The organism is Paenibacillus sp. FSL R5-0766 (genome assembly GCF_037971845.1).
Lineage (GTDB): Bacteria > Bacillota > Bacilli > Paenibacillales > Paenibacillaceae > Paenibacillus.
Genome location: NZ_CP150227.1, coordinates 2102747 through 2124670, shown reverse-complemented (window position 1 = coordinate 2124670; position 21924 = coordinate 2102747). Strand labels below are relative to the sequence as shown.

17 protein-coding genes are annotated in these 21924 nt (G+C 47.0%); 2 read left to right on the top strand and 15 right to left on the bottom strand.

The features are described from left to right. Positions 1 to 21: 21 nt before the first annotated feature. From MKY66_RS09670 to MKY66_RS09660, 3 genes are all read right to left on the bottom strand, one after another. Entirely contained in the window at positions 22 to 1842 is a 1821-nt protein-coding gene (locus MKY66_RS09670) for an ATP-binding protein (protein ID WP_076209094.1), read from the bottom strand. A 43-nt stretch (positions 1843 to 1885) separates the two neighbouring features. Beyond that, positions 1886 to 2233, bottom strand: a complete 348-nt coding sequence (locus MKY66_RS09665) for a cupin domain-containing protein (protein ID WP_076209095.1) — start codon at positions 2231 to 2233, stop codon at positions 1886 to 1888. Between the two features lie 299 nt (positions 2234 to 2532). Next, positions 2533 to 3402, bottom strand: a complete 870-nt coding sequence (locus tag MKY66_RS09660) for an SDR family oxidoreductase (RefSeq protein WP_076209096.1) — start codon at positions 3400 to 3402, stop codon at positions 2533 to 2535. A 389-nt stretch (positions 3403 to 3791) separates the two neighbouring features. On the opposite strand from MKY66_RS09660, the gene MKY66_RS09655 reads away from it, so the two are divergent. Further along, a complete protein-coding gene (locus MKY66_RS09655; RefSeq protein WP_076209097.1) occupies positions 3792 to 5351 on the top strand; it encodes a histidine kinase N-terminal 7TM domain-containing protein in 1560 nt (519 codons plus the stop codon). 259 nt (positions 5352 to 5610) lie between these two features. Here MKY66_RS09655 and MKY66_RS09650 read toward each other — a convergent pair whose 3' ends face one another. From MKY66_RS09650 to citZ, 4 genes are all read right to left on the bottom strand, one after another. Then, on the bottom strand, positions 5611 to 6030 hold the full coding sequence (locus MKY66_RS09650; RefSeq protein ID WP_036610969.1) for a hypothetical protein: 420 nt from the start codon (positions 6028 to 6030) through the stop codon (positions 5611 to 5613). Between the two features lie 141 nt (positions 6031 to 6171). Continuing rightward, on the bottom strand, positions 6172 to 7113 hold the full coding sequence (gene mdh / locus MKY66_RS09645; protein ID WP_076209098.1) for a malate dehydrogenase: 942 nt from the start codon (positions 7111 to 7113) through the stop codon (positions 6172 to 6174). A gap of 15 nt (positions 7114 to 7128) precedes the next feature. Beyond that, positions 7129 to 8421 (bottom strand): NADP-dependent isocitrate dehydrogenase, encoded by a 1293-nt coding sequence (icd, locus tag MKY66_RS09640; RefSeq protein WP_076209099.1) that lies wholly within the window; start codon positions 8419 to 8421, stop codon positions 7129 to 7131. 147 nt (positions 8422 to 8568) lie between these two features. After that, positions 8569 to 9681, bottom strand: coding sequence for a citrate synthase (gene citZ, locus MKY66_RS09635; RefSeq protein ID WP_017689488.1), 1113 nt, complete (start codon positions 9679 to 9681; stop codon positions 8569 to 8571). Positions 9682 to 10211: 530 nt separating this feature from the next. On the opposite strand from citZ, the gene ytvI reads away from it, so the two are divergent. Then, on the top strand, positions 10212 to 11330 hold the full coding sequence (ytvI, locus tag MKY66_RS09630; protein WP_076209100.1) for a sporulation integral membrane protein YtvI: 1119 nt from the start codon (positions 10212 to 10214) through the stop codon (positions 11328 to 11330). A 101-nt stretch (positions 11331 to 11431) separates the two neighbouring features. Here the strand turns inward: ytvI and MKY66_RS09625 are convergent, their stop codons facing one another. The 8 genes from MKY66_RS09625 to MKY66_RS09590 form a co-directional block, all read right to left on the bottom strand. After that, positions 11432 to 11830, bottom strand: a complete 399-nt coding sequence (locus MKY66_RS09625; RefSeq protein ID WP_076209101.1) for an FxsA family protein — start codon at positions 11828 to 11830, stop codon at positions 11432 to 11434. A gap of 7 nt (positions 11831 to 11837) precedes the next feature. Further along, positions 11838 to 12374 carry a thioesterase family protein gene (locus MKY66_RS09620; RefSeq protein WP_076209509.1) on the bottom strand — a complete coding sequence of 179 codons (537 nt, stop codon included), beginning with the start codon at positions 12372 to 12374 and terminating at the stop codon, positions 11838 to 11840. A 102-nt stretch (positions 12375 to 12476) separates the two neighbouring features. Next, a complete protein-coding gene (gene pyk / locus MKY66_RS09615; protein ID WP_017689492.1) occupies positions 12477 to 13904 on the bottom strand; it encodes a pyruvate kinase in 1428 nt (475 codons plus the stop codon). 105 nt (positions 13905 to 14009) lie between these two features. Continuing rightward, positions 14010 to 15041, bottom strand: coding sequence for an acetyl-CoA carboxylase carboxyltransferase subunit alpha (locus MKY66_RS09610; RefSeq protein WP_076209102.1), 1032 nt, complete (start codon positions 15039 to 15041; stop codon positions 14010 to 14012). Next, entirely contained in the window at positions 15042 to 15935 is an 894-nt protein-coding gene (accD, locus tag MKY66_RS09605; RefSeq protein ID WP_076209103.1) for an acetyl-CoA carboxylase, carboxyltransferase subunit beta, read from the bottom strand. A 404-nt stretch (positions 15936 to 16339) separates the two neighbouring features. Then, on the bottom strand, positions 16340 to 16528 hold the full coding sequence (locus MKY66_RS09600) for a hypothetical protein (RefSeq protein WP_017689496.1): 189 nt from the start codon (positions 16526 to 16528) through the stop codon (positions 16340 to 16342). Positions 16529 to 16812: 284 nt separating this feature from the next. Beyond that, positions 16813 to 17304 carry a phosphatidylglycerophosphatase A gene (locus tag MKY66_RS09595; protein ID WP_076209104.1) on the bottom strand — a complete coding sequence of 164 codons (492 nt, stop codon included), beginning with the start codon at positions 17302 to 17304 and terminating at the stop codon, positions 16813 to 16815. 304 nt (positions 17305 to 17608) lie between these two features. Continuing rightward, positions 17609 to 21748 carry a DNA polymerase III subunit alpha gene (locus MKY66_RS09590; RefSeq protein WP_256704115.1) on the bottom strand — a complete coding sequence of 1380 codons (4140 nt, stop codon included), beginning with the start codon at positions 21746 to 21748 and terminating at the stop codon, positions 17609 to 17611. Positions 21749 to 21924 lie beyond the last annotated feature (176 nt).

The following is a 21924-nucleotide window of genomic DNA, read 5'->3' as shown; positions in this document are numbered from 1 at the left end:
TTACATTTTGATACCAGACGCCTACATCTCTTCGTCTTGAATGAATGGAAGGATCACACGGAACGTTGTCCCCATGCCCAGTTCACTCTCTACAGACAATTTGCCATGATGCAGTTCCACCAGATGTTTAACGATGGAAAGTCCAAGGCCTGTGCCCCCTGAATTACGGGATCTGCCTTTATCAACACGATAGAACCGTTCGAAGATTCGCGGCAAATCTTTTTTCGGTATGCCAATTCCTGTATCTGACACCGCAAAGATGACTTCATCATCGTTATCCATCGTCACCTGTAACTTCACTCGTCCACCATCGGGGGTATAGTTGATGCCGTTCGATAACAGATTGATGAATATCTGCTTCATCTTATCCTCATCTGCTTCAATGTACAGTTCCTCCGGAACATGCATTTCCAGACGAATCTGCTTTTTCTCCGCCACCTTGGACAAGGTGCCCAGCACCATTTCGAAGAAAGAGTGTACATGAACAGGTGAGCATTGCAGCGGTGCGCGTTTCGATTCAATTTTGGATAACTCCAGAATATCCCCGATTAATCGGTTAAGTCGATCTCCTTCATCATAGATGATTTTCAGGAATGATCGCTCTGTCTCCTTATCCTGTACCCCGCCGCTAAGCAGCGTTTCGGCAAACCCTTTGACTGCAGCAACTGGTGTCTTGAGCTCATGAGAGACATTTGCAACAAACTCACTGCGCATGGACTCCAATCGGCGAATCGCCGTCACGTCCTGCAACAGGAACAACATGCCCCGATACCCACCATCATCTTCAGACATCGGTACTCCATCAATACGGATCAGTTTTTCCTCCGGGTTGAACACACTTACTTCTTCATGCATCCGTTCTTTCAGTGCAACACTCTCTTCGATGGTACGTGTTAATTCGTAGTGTCTTTTCAATTCAGTATAAGGTTTACCCGTAACCTTTCCTGCTTGAATACCAAGCATACGCTCCGCTTCCCGATTGACCAGTGCAATGGATTGCCCTGCGTCGATCATGACAATACCTCCGGTCATATTCGCGAGGACACTCTGTAACAACGCTTCATTGTCACGGATCGTCTTCAGCTGGGACTGCAAGCTGTCTGCCATTCCATTTATGGCAAGCCCCAGCTGTCCGATCTCATCTCTACGCGTTACATCAACTCTGGCATCGTATTCCAGTTTGGTGATCCGATGGGCCACTTTTGTAATATGCTCAATCGGGGAGGTTAATCCGCGTGCAACCCGATAACTGACAAACGCGACAATTAGGAACAATAGTCCAAGTGCAGCAAACATAATCATCCAACCACGCTGAAGCCCTTGATCCACAGCCTGTAGACTCATGGATAGACGAATGTAGCCATCAAATTTGCCGCTAGGTATTTCAATCATGTCACTTTGATCCGAATTCACAGGTAGTGCTACATATAGCATGTCTTGTCCCAATGTCTCACTGTAACGTATGGATTGGCCGTATCCATCTCCGACGGCACCCTTAATCTCCTCACGGTTCAAGTGATTATCCATGGAGGCCGGATCACTCTCGGAATCCCCAATGACCATGCCGTCTTTATTGATGAAGGTTACCCGGGAATCCGTCAGACGATCCAGTTCCAACGCCCGATCTGAATAATACTTTCGTGTGGCTTCCGAGGTTGGATCACTTGCGTCATGGAATGGAAAAGTTGCTTTGAGCAAATTAATCTCGCGCACCATGGTTTGCTCCAATGCGGATATATGCGTAGTCTTAAACACTCTGCCCATCGTATATCCAGCCACAATGACGGATACGCCGATCAGCACCATCATAATGATGGCAAGGCGAATTCGGAACGGTCTCATCTATCTCTTCCTTTATGATCAGATTAATATCTTATGAATTGCTCTACATTGAATCCAGTTCAATTCGGTCCCCACGGGTACCTGGATTGGAAATTACGAGAAACTCCACTTCCTCGTTGCTCCGATTCTTCATCTGATGTGGCATTCCGGGTGCAATCTCTATTCCTTCATGGGTTTCCAGCACAAACGTGTCTCCATTAAGTTCCATACACGCTTCACCGCTGAGGATGAAAAAAAACTGACGGCTTACCGAATGATAATGTCGTATTTCAGCCGTTCCTGCGGGCATTCTCTCATGAATGATGCTCAATTTTTCGTTTTGAACAAGGTGCCAACCATCGCACTGTGCACCCCATATATAATGTGCTGCATTCTGTTTGCTAATTTTCATATGACTTGTCCCCCCCGAGTATAATTGCTCGATCTATCATATCACAGATTAGGGGCCTCCCAATCTTTTAGTCAGTACTGTGCAATACGCTATTCAACTGCAGTCAGACAAGGCTAATAATAAAATATCATAGTTGTATCAACAGAGATGCCGACTTTTGTAAACAGGTGCTAAACCGCATCTTTGACATACATATTCACCTGATATCAAAAAGACGCACCGCTCAGCCATGCTGAAAGCGATACGCCTCTCTATATAATCAAATTAATCCTATCCTGAGTCTAAACGTTCTTAACGTATTATCCGTTCACCACTTCGCCGCCATTCACATGTATCACCTGTCCGCTCACATAAGAAGAATCATCTGAAGCTAGATATACATAGGCGGGAGCCAGTTCATCCGGTTGTCCTGGCCGCTTCATTGGCTGCGTTGCGCCGAACTCACTTACTTTTTTCTCATCAAATGTGGATGGAATGAGTGGTGTCCAGATCGGCCCTGGTGCAACGGCATTAACACGAATTCCCTTCTCAATCACATTCATCGATAGCGAACGAGTGAACGAAGTAATTGCTCCTTTGGTAGATGAATAGTCAAGCAGAGTCGGGCTGCCGCGATAGGCTGTGATGGAAGTTGTATTAATAATCGTACTGCCCTTCTTCAGATGTGGCAGGGCTGCCTGCGTCACATAGAACATGCCAAAGATATTGGTGCGGAATGTACGCTCCAGCTGTTCTGGCGTAATATCCTCCAGATTCTGCTGTGGATGCTGTTCTGCTGCGTTATTTACGACAATGTCCAGTTTGCCCAGTTCATCTACTGTCTGCTGAACCGATTTCTTCGCAAAGGCATCATCACCGATGTCCCCTGCAATCAAGATACACTTGCGTCCTTCTTGTTCGACCTGACGCTTCGTTTCCTTGGCATCTTCGTGCTCGCTCAGGTATACAATGGCGACATCCGCGCCTTCCTTGGCATACGTAACAGCAACAGCACGTCCAATTCCGCTGTCACCCCCTGTAATAAGCGCCACCTTACCCGTCAGTTTACCTGCTGCCTTGTATTCAGGCTTCTCAAATTCCGGTCTGGGATGCATCTCTGATTCGATTCCGGGACGTTGATCCTGATGCTGCGCTGGCATTGTTTTTTGGTTTTGTGGTGTAGTTGACATCTAACATTCTCCTCTCAAAATGTGAACATATTTGGATTACAGAAGACATGGACATAACTGCACACTTCCTTGTCTTTCGTTCTCTGAAAAAAGTCTCATTCTGTAGGATGGCAGTAACAGTCCAGATTATTCTTCTGCGATCAACAGCAACTTAAGCCTCAGCGTGCTGTCTCTAATCGTTATTTACCACTCTCTTTGGATATCAAACAACCGATTTGCTTTAATGCCTGTTTGGCCAAAATTCGAAATTTATTCGAAATTAGACTGTTTCATGATACAAAGTGTATTCCTATGCTGCTTGGGCTGATGTACAATGTACAGTATACTGATGTGCTTTAACTCTCATCTTTATTGGTTTAATCATTCTAACCTAACATGGAGACCTGACAATGGAATCGCATATTAATTCATATATAACACTCGTAGCTACTTCAGCCGTGCTGAATGTCTTTTTGTGTTTATATACCTATTTCAGAAGATCCGAGATCCCCAGTTCCAAAATATTCATTCTCTACACAGCAGCACTCTCCATATACACTTTTGGTTATGCGATTGAGCTAGCCAGCAACACGCTGGAGCAGATGATGTTTTGGACCACCGTGGAGTATATAGGCATGCCCTTCTCCGCATCTCTTGGCCTCATGTTAATGATAAAGTACACTGGAAAAACGTTATCCAAAAAGGTAACTGCCTCATTGTTTGTAATCCCTTCCATTACACTAGCTATGGTTGCAACCAATGACTTTCATCATCTATTTTATAAAAAAGTATGGCTGAGAGAAGATAGTCCCGTTCCTCTGATGGATATCGCAGTGGGTCAATGGTATGTTGTACACGGTGCATTCACCTTCTCCTGTCTGTTATGTGCCTGCCTCATCCTGATTGGACAATGGAGACATACCAAGAAGATGTATCGTCGTCAATTACTTACTCTCATTACCTCACAGATTATTCCTATGGTCGCAGCTTTTCTGTATTTGCTTGGTGTGACCCCCGGCGGGATGGACCCCGTACCCGTACTCATGTGTATCACATCTGCTATGTATATCTGGGCGATTCTATCCTCACGTCTACTGACCATCGTACCCATCGCCAAAGACAGTATTTTCGAGAGCATGCGTGAAGGTGTTATTGTACTGGATAGTTTCAATCGACTGGTCGATTACAACCGATCTCTGCGTGACATGTTGCCAGAGCTTGATACAACCATGATTGGCCAACCCTTGGATGAGATCTGGCTCAATCTTGCTGGAAAGACGTTTCCCGTTGAATACGGAAGAGAAGGATTGCAAACCGATCTGTACTGGCAGTTAAATGGAGAGACCGTCTGTTACCAGGTCAGGACATCTTACGTGTATAACAAGGATGCACAGACTGTGGGCAGTCTAATTATGTTAATCGATATAACGGAACAACGATTCTTGCAAGAACAGCTGAAACAACTGGCTTATTTCGATGGTCTGACCAAAATCTATAACCGCACTCAATTTTTGTATAGAGGTCGGGAGATTTTGAGTGAAGCTCAGCTTAATCCGCAACCTGTCTCATTTATTTTATTTGATATTGATTACTTTAAACGCATCAACGATACCTACGGGCATGATGTTGGCGATCAGGCCATCATTCATGTGGTCTCTGTTTGTAATCGTTATTTAAGCCCTGAGATGTTGTTCGCCCGTTATGGAGGCGAAGAGTTTGTCATCGCTCTTCCGAATACCTCGCTTCAAGAAGCCGAGAAACTTGCCGAACAACTGAGAGTTGCCTTGTTGAATGACCCCCTGGACGTTAAGGGAGTGCCTATTACGCTGACCTCAAGCTTTGGTATTGCCCAGTACAAAGGAGGGTCAGATTCGCTGGAGTCCTTGTTACGCGACGCGGATACTGCCTTGTACGAATCCAAGCGCAATGGTCGAAATGCAGTGCGTGCGTATACTGTGAGTACAACCTAACCAATGTAAACCGTGTCTGATGGAATATGCATGCTGTTATGAAGGGTAGTGATCCCTCTAGTTCCAGTTCAAATACACCGAGGACTGCTGATTTCATCTCGGTAATAAAAAAATAGACAGCCAATGAGGCTGTCTATTTTTCATCTTCAACGAAACACCATCCTACATATCATCCGGATTGTCCTAAATACGTCTGCAAACGCTTAACCAACAACTAACAATACATCTTCGTAGGATGGATTAACCGTCCACAACGCACTTAGATTACCTGATTATTCACCATCAGGTACACCATGATTAGCAAGAATACAGCCAGAAGTGTACTGAACATACGGATCTTGCTTTGCTCAGGACCCACATCACGTTTGTTTTTCACACCTTCTGCAGCGAGTCGCAGTGGTTTACCCATAATTCCTCCAATAGCCGCAATAGCCAAGAGCAGAACAACAACGACAGCCATCCAGACATGAGAGTACTCACCTTTGGTCATCAGGTAACCACCAGTAAGAAGTTGGATTACAAGTCCATACTGCGCGACTTTGTTCAAAGAACGAAGCGATGCAAAGGCTCCCTCTTGTGCTGCGGCATTCAAAGTACGGATTTTACCGACCACAAATGGCAGAATCAAATAGAATCCCATCGCCAGTGCTCCAACAATATGGAGCAAATACATAATCATTGTCAAAATTTTCATCCTCCTCAACATTTTCGGTGTGCTATACATCACATCTCATTATACTGGGGAACTTATCCAAAGAAAAGAAAACCTCCGGGTTTACCGGAGGTTTTCTTTTAGCTTCTGTTCAAAAAGTTTTCAAACTTACAGGTTTACTACCGAAATGACGTTGCGAACCGAATCAGCCGATTTATCCAACCCTGCTTTTTCTTCCGTTGTCAGTTCAAGTTCGAATATTTTCTCAATGCCGTTACCACCCAAAATGGTTGGTACACCGAGGAACAGATCATTATAGCCATATTCACCTTCAAGATAAGCGATCACTGGAATGATACGTTTCTTGTCCTTCAAAATCGCTTCGGTCATCTGAACAAGTGAAGCCGCCGGTGCGTAATATGCACTGCCGTTACCAAGCAGGTTCACAATCTCACCACCGCCAACACGTGTGCGTTGAACAATGGACTCAATGCGGTCTGCCGGAATCAGCGTATTGATCGGAATACCACCTACACTCGAATAACGAACGAGTGGCACCATGTCGTCTCCGTGGCCGCCAAGAACGAATCCACGAACATCTTCAACAGATACGTTCAACTCTTGCGCAATGAAGGTACAATAACGTGCTGTATCCAGAACACCTGACTGACCGATAACACGGTTTTTAGGAAAACCAAGGGTCTGATAAGCTGCATAAGTCATCGCATCCACCGGGTTGCTTAGAATAATGACGATGGAATCAGGGCAATATTTTTTCACATTTTCACAAACGGACTTCACGATACCCGCATTCGTATTGACCAGATCGTCGCGGCTCATACCCGGTTTACGGGCGATACCAGCGGTGATGATTACAATCTCAGAACCTGCAGTATCTTCGTAGTTGGAAGTACCGACGATATGACTGTCAAATCCTTGAACAGGACTTGCTTCCATCATATCGAGTGCTTTCCCCTTTGTCGGGTTCTCCAGTTGAGGAATATCAACCAGCACAACATCCCCGAGTTCTTTTTGGGCAAGCATTAATGCGGTCGTAGCACCGGTAAAACCGGCGCCGACTACTGTGATTTTTTTGCGCTGAATAGTCAAGATTCACATCTCCCCTTACAGGTTTTTAATGATTTGATCCGCGAATTCAGAACATTTCACTTCAGTAGCGCCGTCCATCAGACGTGCAAAGTCATACGTTACTGTTTTATTGTTAATGGATGTTTCCATACCTTTGTAGATCAGGTTAGCTGCTTCTTGCCATCCCAAGTGCTCAAGCAACATTACTCCGGACAGAATAACGGAACCAGGGTTCACGACATCTTTGTCCGCGTATTTAGGTGCAGTACCGTGAGTTGCTTCGAAGATAGCATGTCCTGTTACGTAGTTGATGTTTGCTCCAGGAGCGATACCAATTCCGCCAACTTGCGCTGCAAGTGCATCGGACAGATAGTCACCGTTCAGGTTCAATGTTGCGATAACATCAAATTCGCCTGGACGAGTCAATACTTGTTGCAGAGCGATATCGGCAATCGCATCTTTTACGATGATTTTACCAGCATCTTCAGCAGCTTTTTGTGCTGCATTCGCTGCATCTGTACCTTCTTTTTCTTTGATGATGTCGTATTGTGCCCATGTGAATACTTTGTCAGCGAACTCTTCTTCAGCCACTTCATATCCCCAGTTTTTGAAGGCACCTTCTGTGAATTTCATGATATTACCTTTGTGTACCAATGTAACCGTCTTACGGTTATGGTCAATTGCATACTGCACTGCTGCACGTACCAGACGTTTCGAACCTTCGGAAGAAACTGGTTTGATACCGATACCGGAAGTCTCAGGGAAACGGATTTTGTTAGCACCCATCTCCTGTTGCAGGAACTGGATCACTTTTTTCACTTCTTCAGAACCTTCAGCATACTCGATTCCTGCATAGATATCTTCCGTATTCTCACGGAAAATGACCATATCTACCAGCTCCGGACGTTTAACCGGAGAAGGTACACCGTCGAAATAACGAACAGGACGCAGGCATGTGTACAGGTCAAGCTCTTGACGCAGGGCTACGTTCAGGGAACGAATACCGCCACCGATTGGCGTTGTCAATGGTCCTTTGATCGCTACGATATACTCACGAATGGATTCCAGTGTATCATTCGGCAACCACTCACCGTATGTATCGAATGCTTTTTGTCCAGCAAACACTTCATACCATGCGATTTTTTTGTTGCCATCATAAGCTTTTTCAACAGCTGCATCCAATACACGTTTGGAAGCTTTCCAGATATCACGGCCTGTACCGTCACCTTCGATAAATGGAATGATTGGATTACTAGGTACTTGAAGTGTACCGTTATCAATTTGGATTTTTTCGCCTTCAGTTGGGTGAGCAAATTTTTCTAATTTCATAGTTAAAATTCCTCCTAGGTTTCGTATATGCAGTATTCATCATACCACTAGTCTTGTTGAGAGAAGGGTCCTGAGAGCTTAAGCCAGTAAAGCCTCTGCTTTCCAACCCTTCACCTCGTCTATATTATTATACTGTTTTTACCGCTATTAGCGAAGTTCAATAGAAACGTATTTCTGTTCTGTAGGGCCAGTGTACTCCGCACGTGGACGAATGATGCGATTGTCAGCAAGCTGTTCCAAAATATGCGCAGTCCATCCAGACACCCGGCTGATGGCAAAGATCGGAGTGAACAATTCCTGTTCGATCTCCAGTTGGGTATATACAGAAGCAGAATAGAAGTCTACGTTAGGCTTCAGTCCTTTTTGTCCTGTTACCAGTTCCTCGATCTTCACAGACATATCATACAAGCGCGTATCATTGTTCATCTCGCCAAGTTCTTTGGACATCTTCTGTAGATGTTTGGCGCGTGGATCACCGTTTTTGTACACCCGATGTCCAAAGCCCATGATTTTTTCACGATTATTCAGTTTTTCCTGAATTGCCGCTTCAAGACGATCAGGCGTACCGATCTCATTCAACATTTTCATAACAGCTTCGTTAGCACCGCCATGCAGTGGTCCCTTCAGTGCGCCAATGGCGGAAGTTACACCGGAATAGATATCTGACAGCGTAGCAACCGTTACACGGGCTGCAAATGTTGATGCGTTTAACTCGTGATCCGCATGCAGGACAAGGGCTTGATCCAATGCTTTCACTGCGGTCTCGGATGGTTCTTCACCAGTCATCATATATAAAAAGTTCTCTGCGATGGAAGCGCCTTCTTTTGGAGCCACAGGTTCTTTGCCCTGACGGATACGGGCGATGGCTGCCACAATCGTTGGCAACTGTGCTTGCAACTTAACCGCTTTGTTCTCATTCGCTTCCGTTGTCATCTCATCCGCTTGCTCGTCGTACAGTGCAAGTGCAGAGACAGCGGAACGAAGTGCTGCCATGGTACTGACGTTTTTCGGATACAATTGGATTTGTGCAATCAACTCGCTCGGAATCGGCGCGTAATCGCTCAGGCTTTTACGAAGGGATTTCAGTTCATCCGTTGTTGGCAATTTACCAAACCACAACAAATAGGCAACTTCTTCAAAGCTGGCATGTTCAGCCAAATCGTCGATATCGTAACCACGGTATGTGAGCACACCGTCTACAATAGAACTGATCGAAGAGGTTGTTGCAACGATGCCTTCCAGACCTTTGGTAGCTGTCATATACATCTCTCCTTTAATAAGCGAAATCAGGAACCATTCCAGAGTGTCATATAAGTGCCAAAATGCACCTAATCTCTTTTTGTAAACATTTTCATTTTAAAATTAACAAATATTTCAGACTACGGTTTTCCTATCTGTCAATCGGTATTTACTTATAACATCATACTGGATTTTGTCGTTTATGTGAACATGATGAGAGTTCATTCGCACATCAAACTTCTTTATCGGTCCGATAAAGCATTTTTGAAAGCCTTTACAAAAACAAGGTTGACATTTAATGTTTTTTAACCAATCCTGTCGTATGAAGAACTTTCTATTGCTATATTCTGTAATACTAAGGCATACTCTAGGCAAAAGAAAGAATCCCCGCAGATCTTGTTCAAAAGTCCGCTTTTGAACAAGATCTGGTAACATCCCGGCGTTTCAAAACCTTGTAAATGCTCTATATTAATTAAGATAGCCATCTATTTCTAATACTGCTTTATGGATCATACATAGGTCGGCTTAATTGAAATAAGGAGAGTTGATGCTTGGATAGAATAATACTGAAACGCCTGCTCCGTGGCTTATGGGTTATCATTGCGGCCGTTCTGATCGCCGTTGCCATATACTTGTTGTTCCCGCTTTTGTACCCTTTTGCGATTGCCTGGATTATCGCCTATGCCATGAATCCATTAGTGAAACTGCTTCAGCATCGGGCACGTTTCCCCCGCTGGCTGGCTGTAACTCTTTCATTGATCCTTTATTTTGGAGCCATTGCGGTAGTGCTGTCTGCGGCGATTACCCGCATGGTAAAAGAAGTCATTTCACTTACGACAAGCTTTGATCTTCATGTTGATGAGATCAAGGACACATTTGTGCGCTGGACCCAGAATGACACCATTCAAAGTTTGACTGCGCAGATCAATGAATTTTACAAGGAAAATCCCAACTATCAGGAAACCATCAACAGCAATATTAGTAAAACGACTGAGACGGTGGGTACAGCCGTGACAGATCTGGTCACCGGATTTTTCAATATGATTCTGAGTCTGCTGACCTCCCTGCCGAACATGGGCGCGGTATTAATCGTTGTTCTGTTGTCTACATTCTTCATTAGCAAAAGTTGGACCAGGCACAACATCACCGTATCGGGATGGGTGCCCTCTTCCATTCGCAAGCCGATCTCCGACATATGGACTGACCTTAAGAAGGCCCTGTTCGGATACGCAAGAGCACAATTAATCATGATCTCGATTACAGCACTATTCGTCATGATTGGGCTGCTTATATTGCAAGTTAATTCAGCCTTCACCATCGCTCTGATGATTGGTTTGGTCGATCTGCTTCCTTATCTGGGTGTTGGCCTTGTCATGGTGCCTTGGGCAGCATACCTCTTTATGAATGGGGACCTGTATCTGGGTATTGGCATTAGTATTATTTATCTGATCTTACTGATCGCTCGTCAGATTATTGAACCAAAGGTACTTGCAAGCAGTGTAGGGCTCGACCCACTCGCCACGCTCGTTGGCATGTTTGTAGGTTTGAAGTTGTTCGGTGTTCTGGGCTTGATTATTGGCCCTGTCAGTCTCGTGATTCTCGATGCGTTCAATCGGGCTAACGTATTACGCGACCTCAGAACGTATATCATCAACGGACGTGTCCGATGAGGCATCATCTTATGAGCACGCAGGAAAATAGAAAAAGGCTTCATTCAACAGAAATTATCTGCTGAGCGGAGCCTCTTCCATTATGCAAAACAACTAGTGTTTCATTTCGGACGACGATAAAACGTAATTTTTCCACTTTTCATTTTTTTCTCCAGCCACCCCAGGAAGAACAGACGGTAAACCGGACGTGTTAATGGAAATATTAGTGTAAACCCGATCAGATCCGTTACAAAACCTGGAATCAAAAGCAAGAAACCACCGACAAAAATAAAAAGACCATCGACCATTTTTCTTCCAGGTACCTTGCCACGTTCCATCTCGGATTTGGCGTCCACAAGTACTTTTCGCCCTTCAAACTGCAACATTGCTATACCAATCAAGGACGTGAGAATCATGAGAAGCAATGTCTTTCCGGCTCCGATCCAGTCACTCATCAGAATAAAACCAAATAATTCAATCACCGGAATGATTAAGAGTAAAGCCCACATCCATTTTCGCATTGACGTATTACCCCTTTCCAGAAAGCCACACCTTTTCAAGCGAGCTGTATAGCTCAGAGGCTGCCTTATCCAGCCGAACTGGCTTCCAGTCCCCATTCACCCATACATGCTGGGTAGAACCTGTAACTAGCCTTTCACCGGGGAGTGATTCATCAGCTGACCATACCCGTTCTCCAATCGCCATATGCTCATCAGGTTCTTCAGACATGCGTCTTACGTCATACTCATAGTTCAGTCGCAGACCACTAAATGCAGCAATACGGGTGAAAATGATAATCTCATCATCATATCGGGCAGGCTTGTGATACTTCACATCCAGTCCGGTTACGGGAAGCAGTAACCCCTGTTCCTCCATTTTACGATATGTATACCCCATTTGGCGAATCATCTCAGTTCGACCGATTTCAAACCAATTCAAATAGTTCGCGTGGTAGACCACGCCCATCTGGTCACTTTCTTGATAGCGTACACGAAGACGTGCCGCATACCAGCTACCATTGCTCTGTTCTCGCACGTTATCGGCCTCCTCCGTTCTATCATTCATACGTGTTACATGGTTGTAAAGTGTCAATAAGATGGAAAAAAAAGCAACGGGACAAGAACGCCCCATTGCTTCTTTCCTGTTGCTTCTCCATCCAAGACGCTATTAAGCGTTGTTTGGAATTTGGCTTACTTTAATCAGGTTGGTAGAACCGGAACGACCCAAAGGTACACCTGCTGTGATCACAACCAGGTCTCCTTCTTTAACAAGTCCGGATTTTACGCCGCCTTCAATTGCGTTTTCGAACAAAGCATCCGTGGAATCAACCAGTCTTCCTTTGACAGGAGTTACACCCCAAGCCAGAGCTAAACGACGGGAAGTTCTGTCTTCCGTAGTCACAGCGATGATTGGAGATTCTGGACGATACTTGGAAATCATGCGTGCAGTATGTCCTGATTCAGTCGAAGTGATGATCGCTTTTGCGTTCAAATCTTGAGCTTGGAGAGCAACCGATTGGCTGATTGCTTCTGTAACTGTTGTTTGTTGAGCAACACGTTGTTTCAGGTACAACTCTTGGTAAGGCAGAGCAGATTCTGCTTTTTCAGCAATACGGGACATCGTCAGAACAGATTCAACTGGGTATTTACCCGCAGCTGTCTCACCAGACAACATGATTGCGTCCGTACCGTCGAAGATCGCATTCGCCACGTCACTTGCTTCCGCACGTGTTGGACGCGGGTTACGCTGCATGGAATCCAGCATTTGTGTAGCTGTGATAACCGGTTTACCTGCAACATTACATTTTTGGATCATGCGTTTTTGTACCAATGGTACTTCTTCCGCAGGAATCTCAACACCCAGGTCTCCACGAGCAACCATCAGGCCGTCAGACACTTCAAGGATTTCGTCGAGGTTATCGACACCTTGTTGGTTTTCGATTTTGGAGATGATTTGGATATGTCCAGCATTGTGTTTTTCAAGCAATTCACGAATCTCAAGTACGTCACTTGCTTTACGTACAAAAGAAGCCGCGATGAAATCGACACCTTGTTCGATACCAAATACGATATCGTTAGCGTCTTTCTCGGTGATACCCGGCAGAGAAATGGCAACGCCCGGAACGTTAACACCTTTTTTGCTTTTGATCGATCCGCCGTTAACGATACGGCATTTGATCTCGGTGCCTTGCACTTCCACCACAGTCAGTCCGATCAGACCGTCGTCGATCAGAATTGTAGATCCCGGTTCAACATCATTCGGAAGATCTGTATACGTAATGGAAAGACGTTCTTTGGTGCCCAGAATTTCTTCTGTTGTCAAAGTGATGTACTCGTCTTGAACCAATTCGATCGGTTCAACTTCGAGTTTACCTGTCCGAATTTCCGGTCCTTTGGTGTCCAGCAGGATCGCTACTGTTTTGTTCAACTCTTCGCATGCTTGGCGAATCGCAATGATCCGTCCGCCGTGCTCATCGAAATCACCGTGGGAGAAGTTCAGACGGGCCACATTCATACCGGCCATAATCAATTTTTTGGTGTTCTCCAGAGATTCACTGGATGGACCAATGGTACATACAATTTTCGTTTTACGCATTTTGGGTTTCCTCCGATTTTAAAGGTATTACTCTTTATCTATTTTTCTTTTTCCAACTATTAAATTTACTATACTTTTGCTCATTTGTATAGGAAATTCGTCACATTATTCAGCATTTCCCGACAAATTACTCGCAACATCGACTTTTACAAGCTCTTGAGGGGCTTCAATGGATGCTTGAGGTTCAAACGTCACCGATCCAATTTTACGGAATTTCTCATAACGATCCTGTTTCAGCTGATCCCCGCTCCAACTCTTCATATCGTCGAGATGACGGACCAAGGCTTCACTGATGAAAGCAGCAGACGCTTCATAATCCCGATGAGCACCGCCGCGTGGCTCAGGGACAATCTCTTCAATGACTTCCATCTCCAGCAGGTCTTTGGCTGTTATTTTCATGGCTTCAGCCGCCTGATCTGCCTTGGATGCATCCTTCCAGAGAATCGAAGCAGCGCCGTTTGGAGAGATTGCAGAATAGATCGCATGTTCCAGCATCAACACACGATTACCCACAGCCATAGCGAGGGCACCGCCGCTTCCACCTTCGCCGATGACCACAACAATAACAGGAACCGATAGCTTCGCCATCTCCATCAGGTTGCGAGCAATCGCTTCCGATTGACCTCTCTCTTCTGCAGTATTACCCGGATACGCCCCTTTAGTATCAATAAACGTAATAATAGGACGGCCAAATTTGTTCGCTTGTTTCATCAGACGAAGTCCTTTTCGGAAACCTTCTGGATGAGCGCTGCCGAAAAAGCGGGCGATATTATCCTTCGTGTCTTTCCCCCGCTGTTGTCCGATTACCGTTACTGTCTTTCCATTCAGCTTGGCAAGTCCGCCAACAACCGCAAGATCGTCTCCGAACATGCGATCACCGTGCAGCTCAATGAAGTCCGTAAATATCAGCTGGATCAGGTCCAGCGCCGTTGGGCGCTGCTGATGACGGGCCAGATGCATCTTCTGAGCTGCTGTTATGCCAGTGTAGATCTCTTCTTCAAGTCTATGGTAACGTTCTTCCAGGCGGGCAATCTCGTCCGTGAAGTCGATGCCTTTTTCCTGTCCAAACTGTACGAGTTCATCAATCTTTTTGCGCATCTCAACCAGAGGCGCTTCATATGGCAACTCACCCGCCATTTAGACCCCTCCTTTTTCACTATGCATATCCAGAAGCTTGCCAAGCGTGGCCCGAAGCTCTTTCCGGTGCACAACCATGTCCAACTGACCATGTTGCATATTAAATTCAGCCGTCTGGAAATCATCAGGTAACTTCTGACGGATCGTCTGTTCGATAACGATTCTGCCGGCAAAACCAAATACAGCGCCAGGTTCGGCAATATTAATATCGCCCAGGCTCGCAAAACTTGCCGAGACTCCACCTGTCGTTGGGTCCGTAATGACCGAAATGTACAGCCCGCCCTGTTCATCCAAACGGGATAACGCTGCGCTTGTTTTGGCCATTTGCATGAGGCTGAGAATACTCTCTTGCATCCGGGCACCACCTGATGTAGAGAAAATAATCAATGGTAACCGTTTCTCTGTTGCATGCTCAACGGCACGGGTAATTTTCTCCCCTACAACAGAACCCATGCTGCCTGTGAAGAAATCAAAGCTCATGACAGCCACAACTACAGGCAGGCCCTCAATGGTTCCTTCCCCTGTAATTACCGCTTCCTTCAGGCCTGATTTCAGACGCTGTTGTTCCAATTTGTTGCTATATCCAGGAAAGCCAAGTGGATCAACCGATATCATATCAGCATCAAACTCAACAAATCCTTGATCATCAAGTACCATAGCAATGCGCTCCATAGCGTTAAGACGCATATGGTAACCACAGGCAGGACATACTTTCAGATTTTTCTCCAATTCCTTGCTATATTGAATGGTGCCGCATTTGCTGCACTTGTTCATAAGCCCTTCAGGTATTTCACGTTTTGGGCGTTCTAGGACTTCCTGGCCTTCGCCGGGAAGTGCACGCTCGGAAGGTATGGTAGCGTACTTCCGTTTCTTCTGGAATATATCTTTGAACACAACTACACCTCTCCAGCCGTTGATTTGATGGCCGCAACCTGCAGAGCGCTGCTTGTGGCAGCTTCATCCGCGTGCTACGGTAAACCGCTTACGACCCACACGCTGCCATGGGCCTTGTCCAGCATTCACAACAAAAAATCCGCCGGTACAGGGCAAGGATCAGCGGCTTCTGTCAGCACGATTGATGTTACCTGCAAAAACCGAAAGATTGTTGCGCCGATGTTTGAATCTATCTTGGTAGGGTCTCCGGGAGCAACCAGGTCGGTCCTTGTCCTAACAAAAAAAGAAGGAAGGACAGCAGCATACAATACATGCAAGTCGATTCCTCTCTCCGCTTACGCGATTAGTCCCTTATGTACCGATGGTACTTCTTCATCTGCCAAGGCACGTTGATGTCGAACAAATCAGGAATGCAGAATGGAATTCAACACTTCCTGGACCTCTTCCAATTCCCCAGAAGGGACGCGAATCTCAAATTGCTGCTTGGATAAACTGATGGGACGGGTCTGTACCAGAAAACCTTCTTCCGAAAGCTTGGTCTTGATCTTGTCCGCAACCTTTGCTGTCGGTGCAATGTAAATCACCGTCCACATGCCTTGTCCGCCCCCTAAGCTAATGTTCAGAGCCCGTATATTGGACTAATGATAACATACCTCACTTTTTTTCTGCAAGAAAGGGTTCGGGACCTTTGGGGAGAATTTGGGATCATGAGGGACATTAGTCCCCCACGAATAACTCATATGGTTGACGAAATCTTCTTGTTCCTACCTCTTCCATAAGCAGCCGCAAGCTTATCAGGGCAGCGTCAGCCGCCCTTGAAGACCTTCATATGAGCCATTAGATTGACCATAACAGACAAGCATGGAAATACAGGGGGTTAAAGGTCTGAGGGGTATTTTTTGGCTTTAATATTTTTGTGTGCAATCCGGGCAGAAGCCGCAGCGGCCACCCCTGCGACCAGATCATCCAAAAAGACATGAATGGCTGTTGTGTGTTCGTTCAAATCATGAATTACACCTATTTTTTCTTTATCCAGGTAACCAAAGCTGGTTAAACCAATCATACCATACACATGAGTAATGCCGAGGGCCAGAGTCTCGTCCACTCCATACAGGGATTCATCCGCTTCCATAATAGCCTGTAACGGTTGGGGCAAGAGTTTTTTCTCCGCAAGTTCGTCGAGAGCAATACCCGTATAGAGCGTATATTGCACCTCTCGTTTCTGCAGAACAGATTTCACGCTGGTTACACAGTCGTCCAAGGTCAGTTCGGGGTGGTACCCTTTTTGCAGACGGTATACAATTGCTGCGATTGCATCAATCTGTACACCCCGCCGGGCCAGCATGGCTTCTACGATTTCATATGACATATCTCGACCTCCCGCATCAATCCCCCGAGGACCGCGAGGTCCTTCGGTGTTCTCAAGTGTATGCAGCAACCTGTTAAAATGTTCATAAAATGTGTGGATGGTTGAGACCTATCACATCCTTGACTTGTTGCAGGTTTGTACATTCAGCGCTGAACTGTAGCTGGCCTATAACAAGTCTGCAATTCGTTTGTTTAAACCCTGTCGTCAGGGAACCGCGCTAAAATAATCACAAAAAAACCTGTTCAGCATTGAGCCAAACAGGTTTCATAATATGGATAAGTGCTATCACTTATGGAACAGCCTCTTATTTAATTTTGACCGTGCCTTCACCCAGCATTTTCTCCATCTCGGAGAACAAGGTTGGTGATGGCTTAATCCGGTAGGCATCGCTCAGCGCAAGCAGCTTCTGCTGCTGCTCATAGAAGAGCACTGTCGCCACAGGTCCGGGATGCTCCTGAAGCAGCTGCTTCAGACGTGCCAGAAGCTCAGGCTTCTCCGCATGCGGGGCAATCTTCACGAACACCCGCTGCTCCACGGCCCGCGGTTCGCGACTCTGCTCCGGGCTGCCTGTCGCCTCAGCGGCACCGCCAGGCCGGGAAGCCGCCGCCGTGGCTGCGCCCGTCCCCCCCGCATCGCTGCGCGTCGCTGCTGAGCCTTGGCTCCCGCTGCTACGCGCAGCGGAAGCATCCCCGCCTGCGCTGCTGCGCTGCGCTTCGGCTCCTGCGCCCGCTGGTCGCCGCGGCGAAGCCGCCTGCGCCGGGCGCGAAGAGCTGCCGCTGCCGGGCTTGACGCGCCGGTCACGGCTGCGCAGCTGCTGCTCCAGTGCCGCCGGTGACAACGGCACCACTTCCTCAGCCAGCAGCTTAAACCCTTCGTCCTGCTGCTGCACTTTGGCACGCACGACGAGCAGTTCACCTTTCCCGACATGTTGCTGGCTACGCCGCCATACCTCGGGAAAGAGAACCACTTCACAGCGTTCAATCTGGTCTTCCAGCTCCATGAACGCCATAGCCTTGCCCTGTTTCGTCGTAATCGACTTCACAGACACAACCATACCCGCGGCGACGGTCATCGTGTCGTCTGCCGCCTCGGTCAGCTCCATGATCCGGTCAGCCCCACTCGATTCCAGCACATCTTCATAGTCATCCAGCGGATGCCCGGAGAGATACAAGCCTAACAACTCACGCTCTAACTCCAGTTGTTGCCCTGAGGAATAAGGAGGAATATCCGGATACTCAATCTCCCAGTTCGGCGTCTCAACAAAGTCGAACAATTGAATCTGCAGATCCTCGCGTTCCTTGCGCCATTTCAGAGCCGCTTCAACAGTCTCATCCAGCATCGCGAGCAACTGGGCCCGGTGCCCAGGTAGTGTATCAAAAGCTCCGGCCTGGATCAGCGATTCAATCACACGTTTGTTGCATACACGCAGATCCACACGACGACAAAAATCGAGCAAACTGTCGAACGGTCTCTCCTGCCTTACGATCATAATGCTTTCCATTGCCTGGGTACCGACATTTTTCACAGCGGCCAGACCAAATCGTATTGCACCCGTTAATTTTTCCTCATCCGAATTATCATTAGACACTGCAATGTTCTTCTCCACAGAGGACAGTTCCTCTTGTTCCGCGCGCGAAGAAGACACCTCTTGTCCTTCGTTATTACCATTTTCCATTGAAGAAGCCGTCACCAATCCAGGTTCCTTCCGGTTGTCGGATGTCTCAGGCATGGATGTTGCTGCCTGCCACTCATATTCCCCACTGTTCTCTTCCGGTCCAGGACCGGGATCATCCGGCAGAGGTGCTTCACCATATTCGGCTTGTCCCGAATGCCCATCATGCTCATGAACGTGATCTTCCCTCAAGGAACTCCCGTTACCATTCGCGGCATGTTCATCGGCAGGGCTTCCGGCGTCACTCTCTGCATCTGCTCCCGCAGTCTGCTGCGATGCATTGCTCTGATCCCCGGCTCCTGCGCTGCCGGACGGCACAAATACAGGTGTAAACAGAATACCGCTCTCATTCACATCCGGAGGAAGCACCTCCATGTCCATACGCCGACATTCCACCACGTACTCTGCCACTTTCCGATGACTGCCCATTACAGCTGTTAACATGGATGCCATAAAATGAACCGGATAATGCGCCTTCAGATACGCCGTCTGGAACGCAAGCACACCATATGCCGCGGCATGAGCACGCGGGAAGCCATAGTTGGCAAACTTGACGATCATATCATAGACCAGGTCTGCCTCTTCTTCGCTATACCCTTGTTTCAGGCTGCCTTGTACAAAGTGTCCACGCTCCAGATCCAGCACTTCCCGTTTCTTCTTGGAGACCGCTCTGCGAAGCAAATCTGCCTCACCCAGCGAGAAACCCGCCATCCGGGAGGCTATCTGCATGATCTGCTCCTGATACACGATGATGCCGTACGTATCTTTAAGGATAGGCTCCAGATCCACATGGGGGTAATCCACTTCAATCTGTCCATGCTTGCCCTGAATGTATTTGGATATGAACTCCATCGGGCCCGGACGGTACAAGGCAAGTACAGAGATTACATCTTCAAAACCACTTGGCTTCATCTCTTTCAGCACACGGCGTACCCCGGCAGATTCCAGTTGGAATATGCCCATCGTGTCCCCTCGCCCAAGCATCTCGTACGTTAACGGATCATCATCGGGAATAAGACGGAAATCCGGAATTTCTCCATGTTCCCCAATCCAGCGTACGCACCGCTCAATGATTGAGAGGGTACGCAAACCAAGAAAGTCCATTTTAAGCAACCCGATCGACTCCAGGTTTTCCATGGAATACTGGGTTAACGCTGTCCCTTCACTGCCCTCCTGAAGTGGCACCGTATCGGTCAGCGGGTCACGGGAGATGACCACTCCCGCCGCATGTGTTGAAGCATGACGTGGCATACCTTCGACCTTCATTGCCATATCCAGCAGTTCACGCGTTTTGGGTTTGGTTTCATACAGCGCCTTCAGCTCAGGTGTAGCTTCCATGGCCCGCTCAATGTTAATGCCAAGTTGCGCCGGAATCAGCTTTGCAGCCTTGTCCACTTCACCATAAGGCACATTCAGTGCCCGTCCAACATCACGTACGGCTGCACGGGCCGCCATCGTTCCAAAGGTAATAATCTGGGCGACATGGGCTTTGCCATATTTATGCGCGACATAATCAATGACCTCATCCCGCCGCTCATCGCTGAAGTCAATATCAATATCCGGCATCGAGATCCGTTCGGGATTCAGGAATCGTTCGAAGAGCAGGTTGTATTTCATCGGATCAACATCGGTAATATGCAACGTGTACGCTACCAGACTACCTGCCGAGGAGCCACGGCCTGGTCCAGTAACAATGCCTTGCTTATGTGCATAGGCGATAAAATCCCAGACAATCAGGAAATAATCCGAGAATCCCATGCTGTCGATTATACCCAGCTCATACGCCAATCGTTGTTCGAGTTCGGATCGAAGCTCCGCATCTGTCCAACGTGTGGACTGCGCATAACGCTCCTCCATTCCTTCTTCGCACAGCTGACGCAGATACGCCGAAGGGCTGAGTCCATCGGGAAGCGGTCTGTATTCCGGCAAAATCGATTTGCCAAATTCCAGCTTCAACTCACAGGAATCCGCAATGCGGACGGTGTTTGCCAGAGCTTCCGGTACATGAGGAAACAAACGAGCCATCTCTTCTTCACTTTTCAGATAGAGCTGATTGGTTCCAATCCGAAGCCGAGTCTCATCATCCACGGTCTTGCCCGTTCCGATACAGATCAGCACATCCTGAAGCTCAGCATCCTCTTCCGACAGATAATGCGCATCATTGGTCGCTACAAGCGGAATCTCAAGCTCAGCCGCCAGTTTGATCAACTGCGGATTTACCCTTTTTTGCTCGGAAAGCCCGTGATCCTGAAGTTCCAGATAGAAGTCGGCACCAAAGATATTTTTGTAGCGTAACGCGGCACGTCTTGCCTCTTCTTCTCGCCCATGCAGCAAATGTTGTGGTACTTCACCACCAAGACACGCACTTAGACAGATAATACCCTCGTGATGGGCAGCCAGACTTTCCATATCTACACGGGGTTTGTAATGAAAACCTTCGAGATGTCCAATGGAGCACAATTTCATCAGATTACGGTAACCCGTCATATTTTTGGCCAGCAAAATCAAATGATGAATCGGTTGATCCTTGCGGCTTCCCCGCTCTTTGCGGGACCCTGCTGTCATGTATGCCTCGCAACCTATAATCGGCTTGATGCCTCGCTCCATACATGCTTTATAAAAAGGAATTGCACCATACATCACGCCATGGTCGGTCAGCGCAAGTGTCGTCATTCCGAGATCTGCAGCCTTATTCACGAGATCCGGAATACGCGCAGCGCCGTCCAGCAAACTGTATTCGCTGTGAACGTGCAAATGCACAAAAGAACTCATGTTTTTTTCTTCCTTTCGCCGCAGATAGTCGCAGCATCGATCTTCTGATCCCTCTGCTACCCTATCTATCTCATATATATGAATTAAACAAATAAAAAATGGAATCCCCATATTAGAATTTGTAACAACCTCTTAAAAGGAGACTTTATTATTCTATTTTATCATAACGTTTGGGG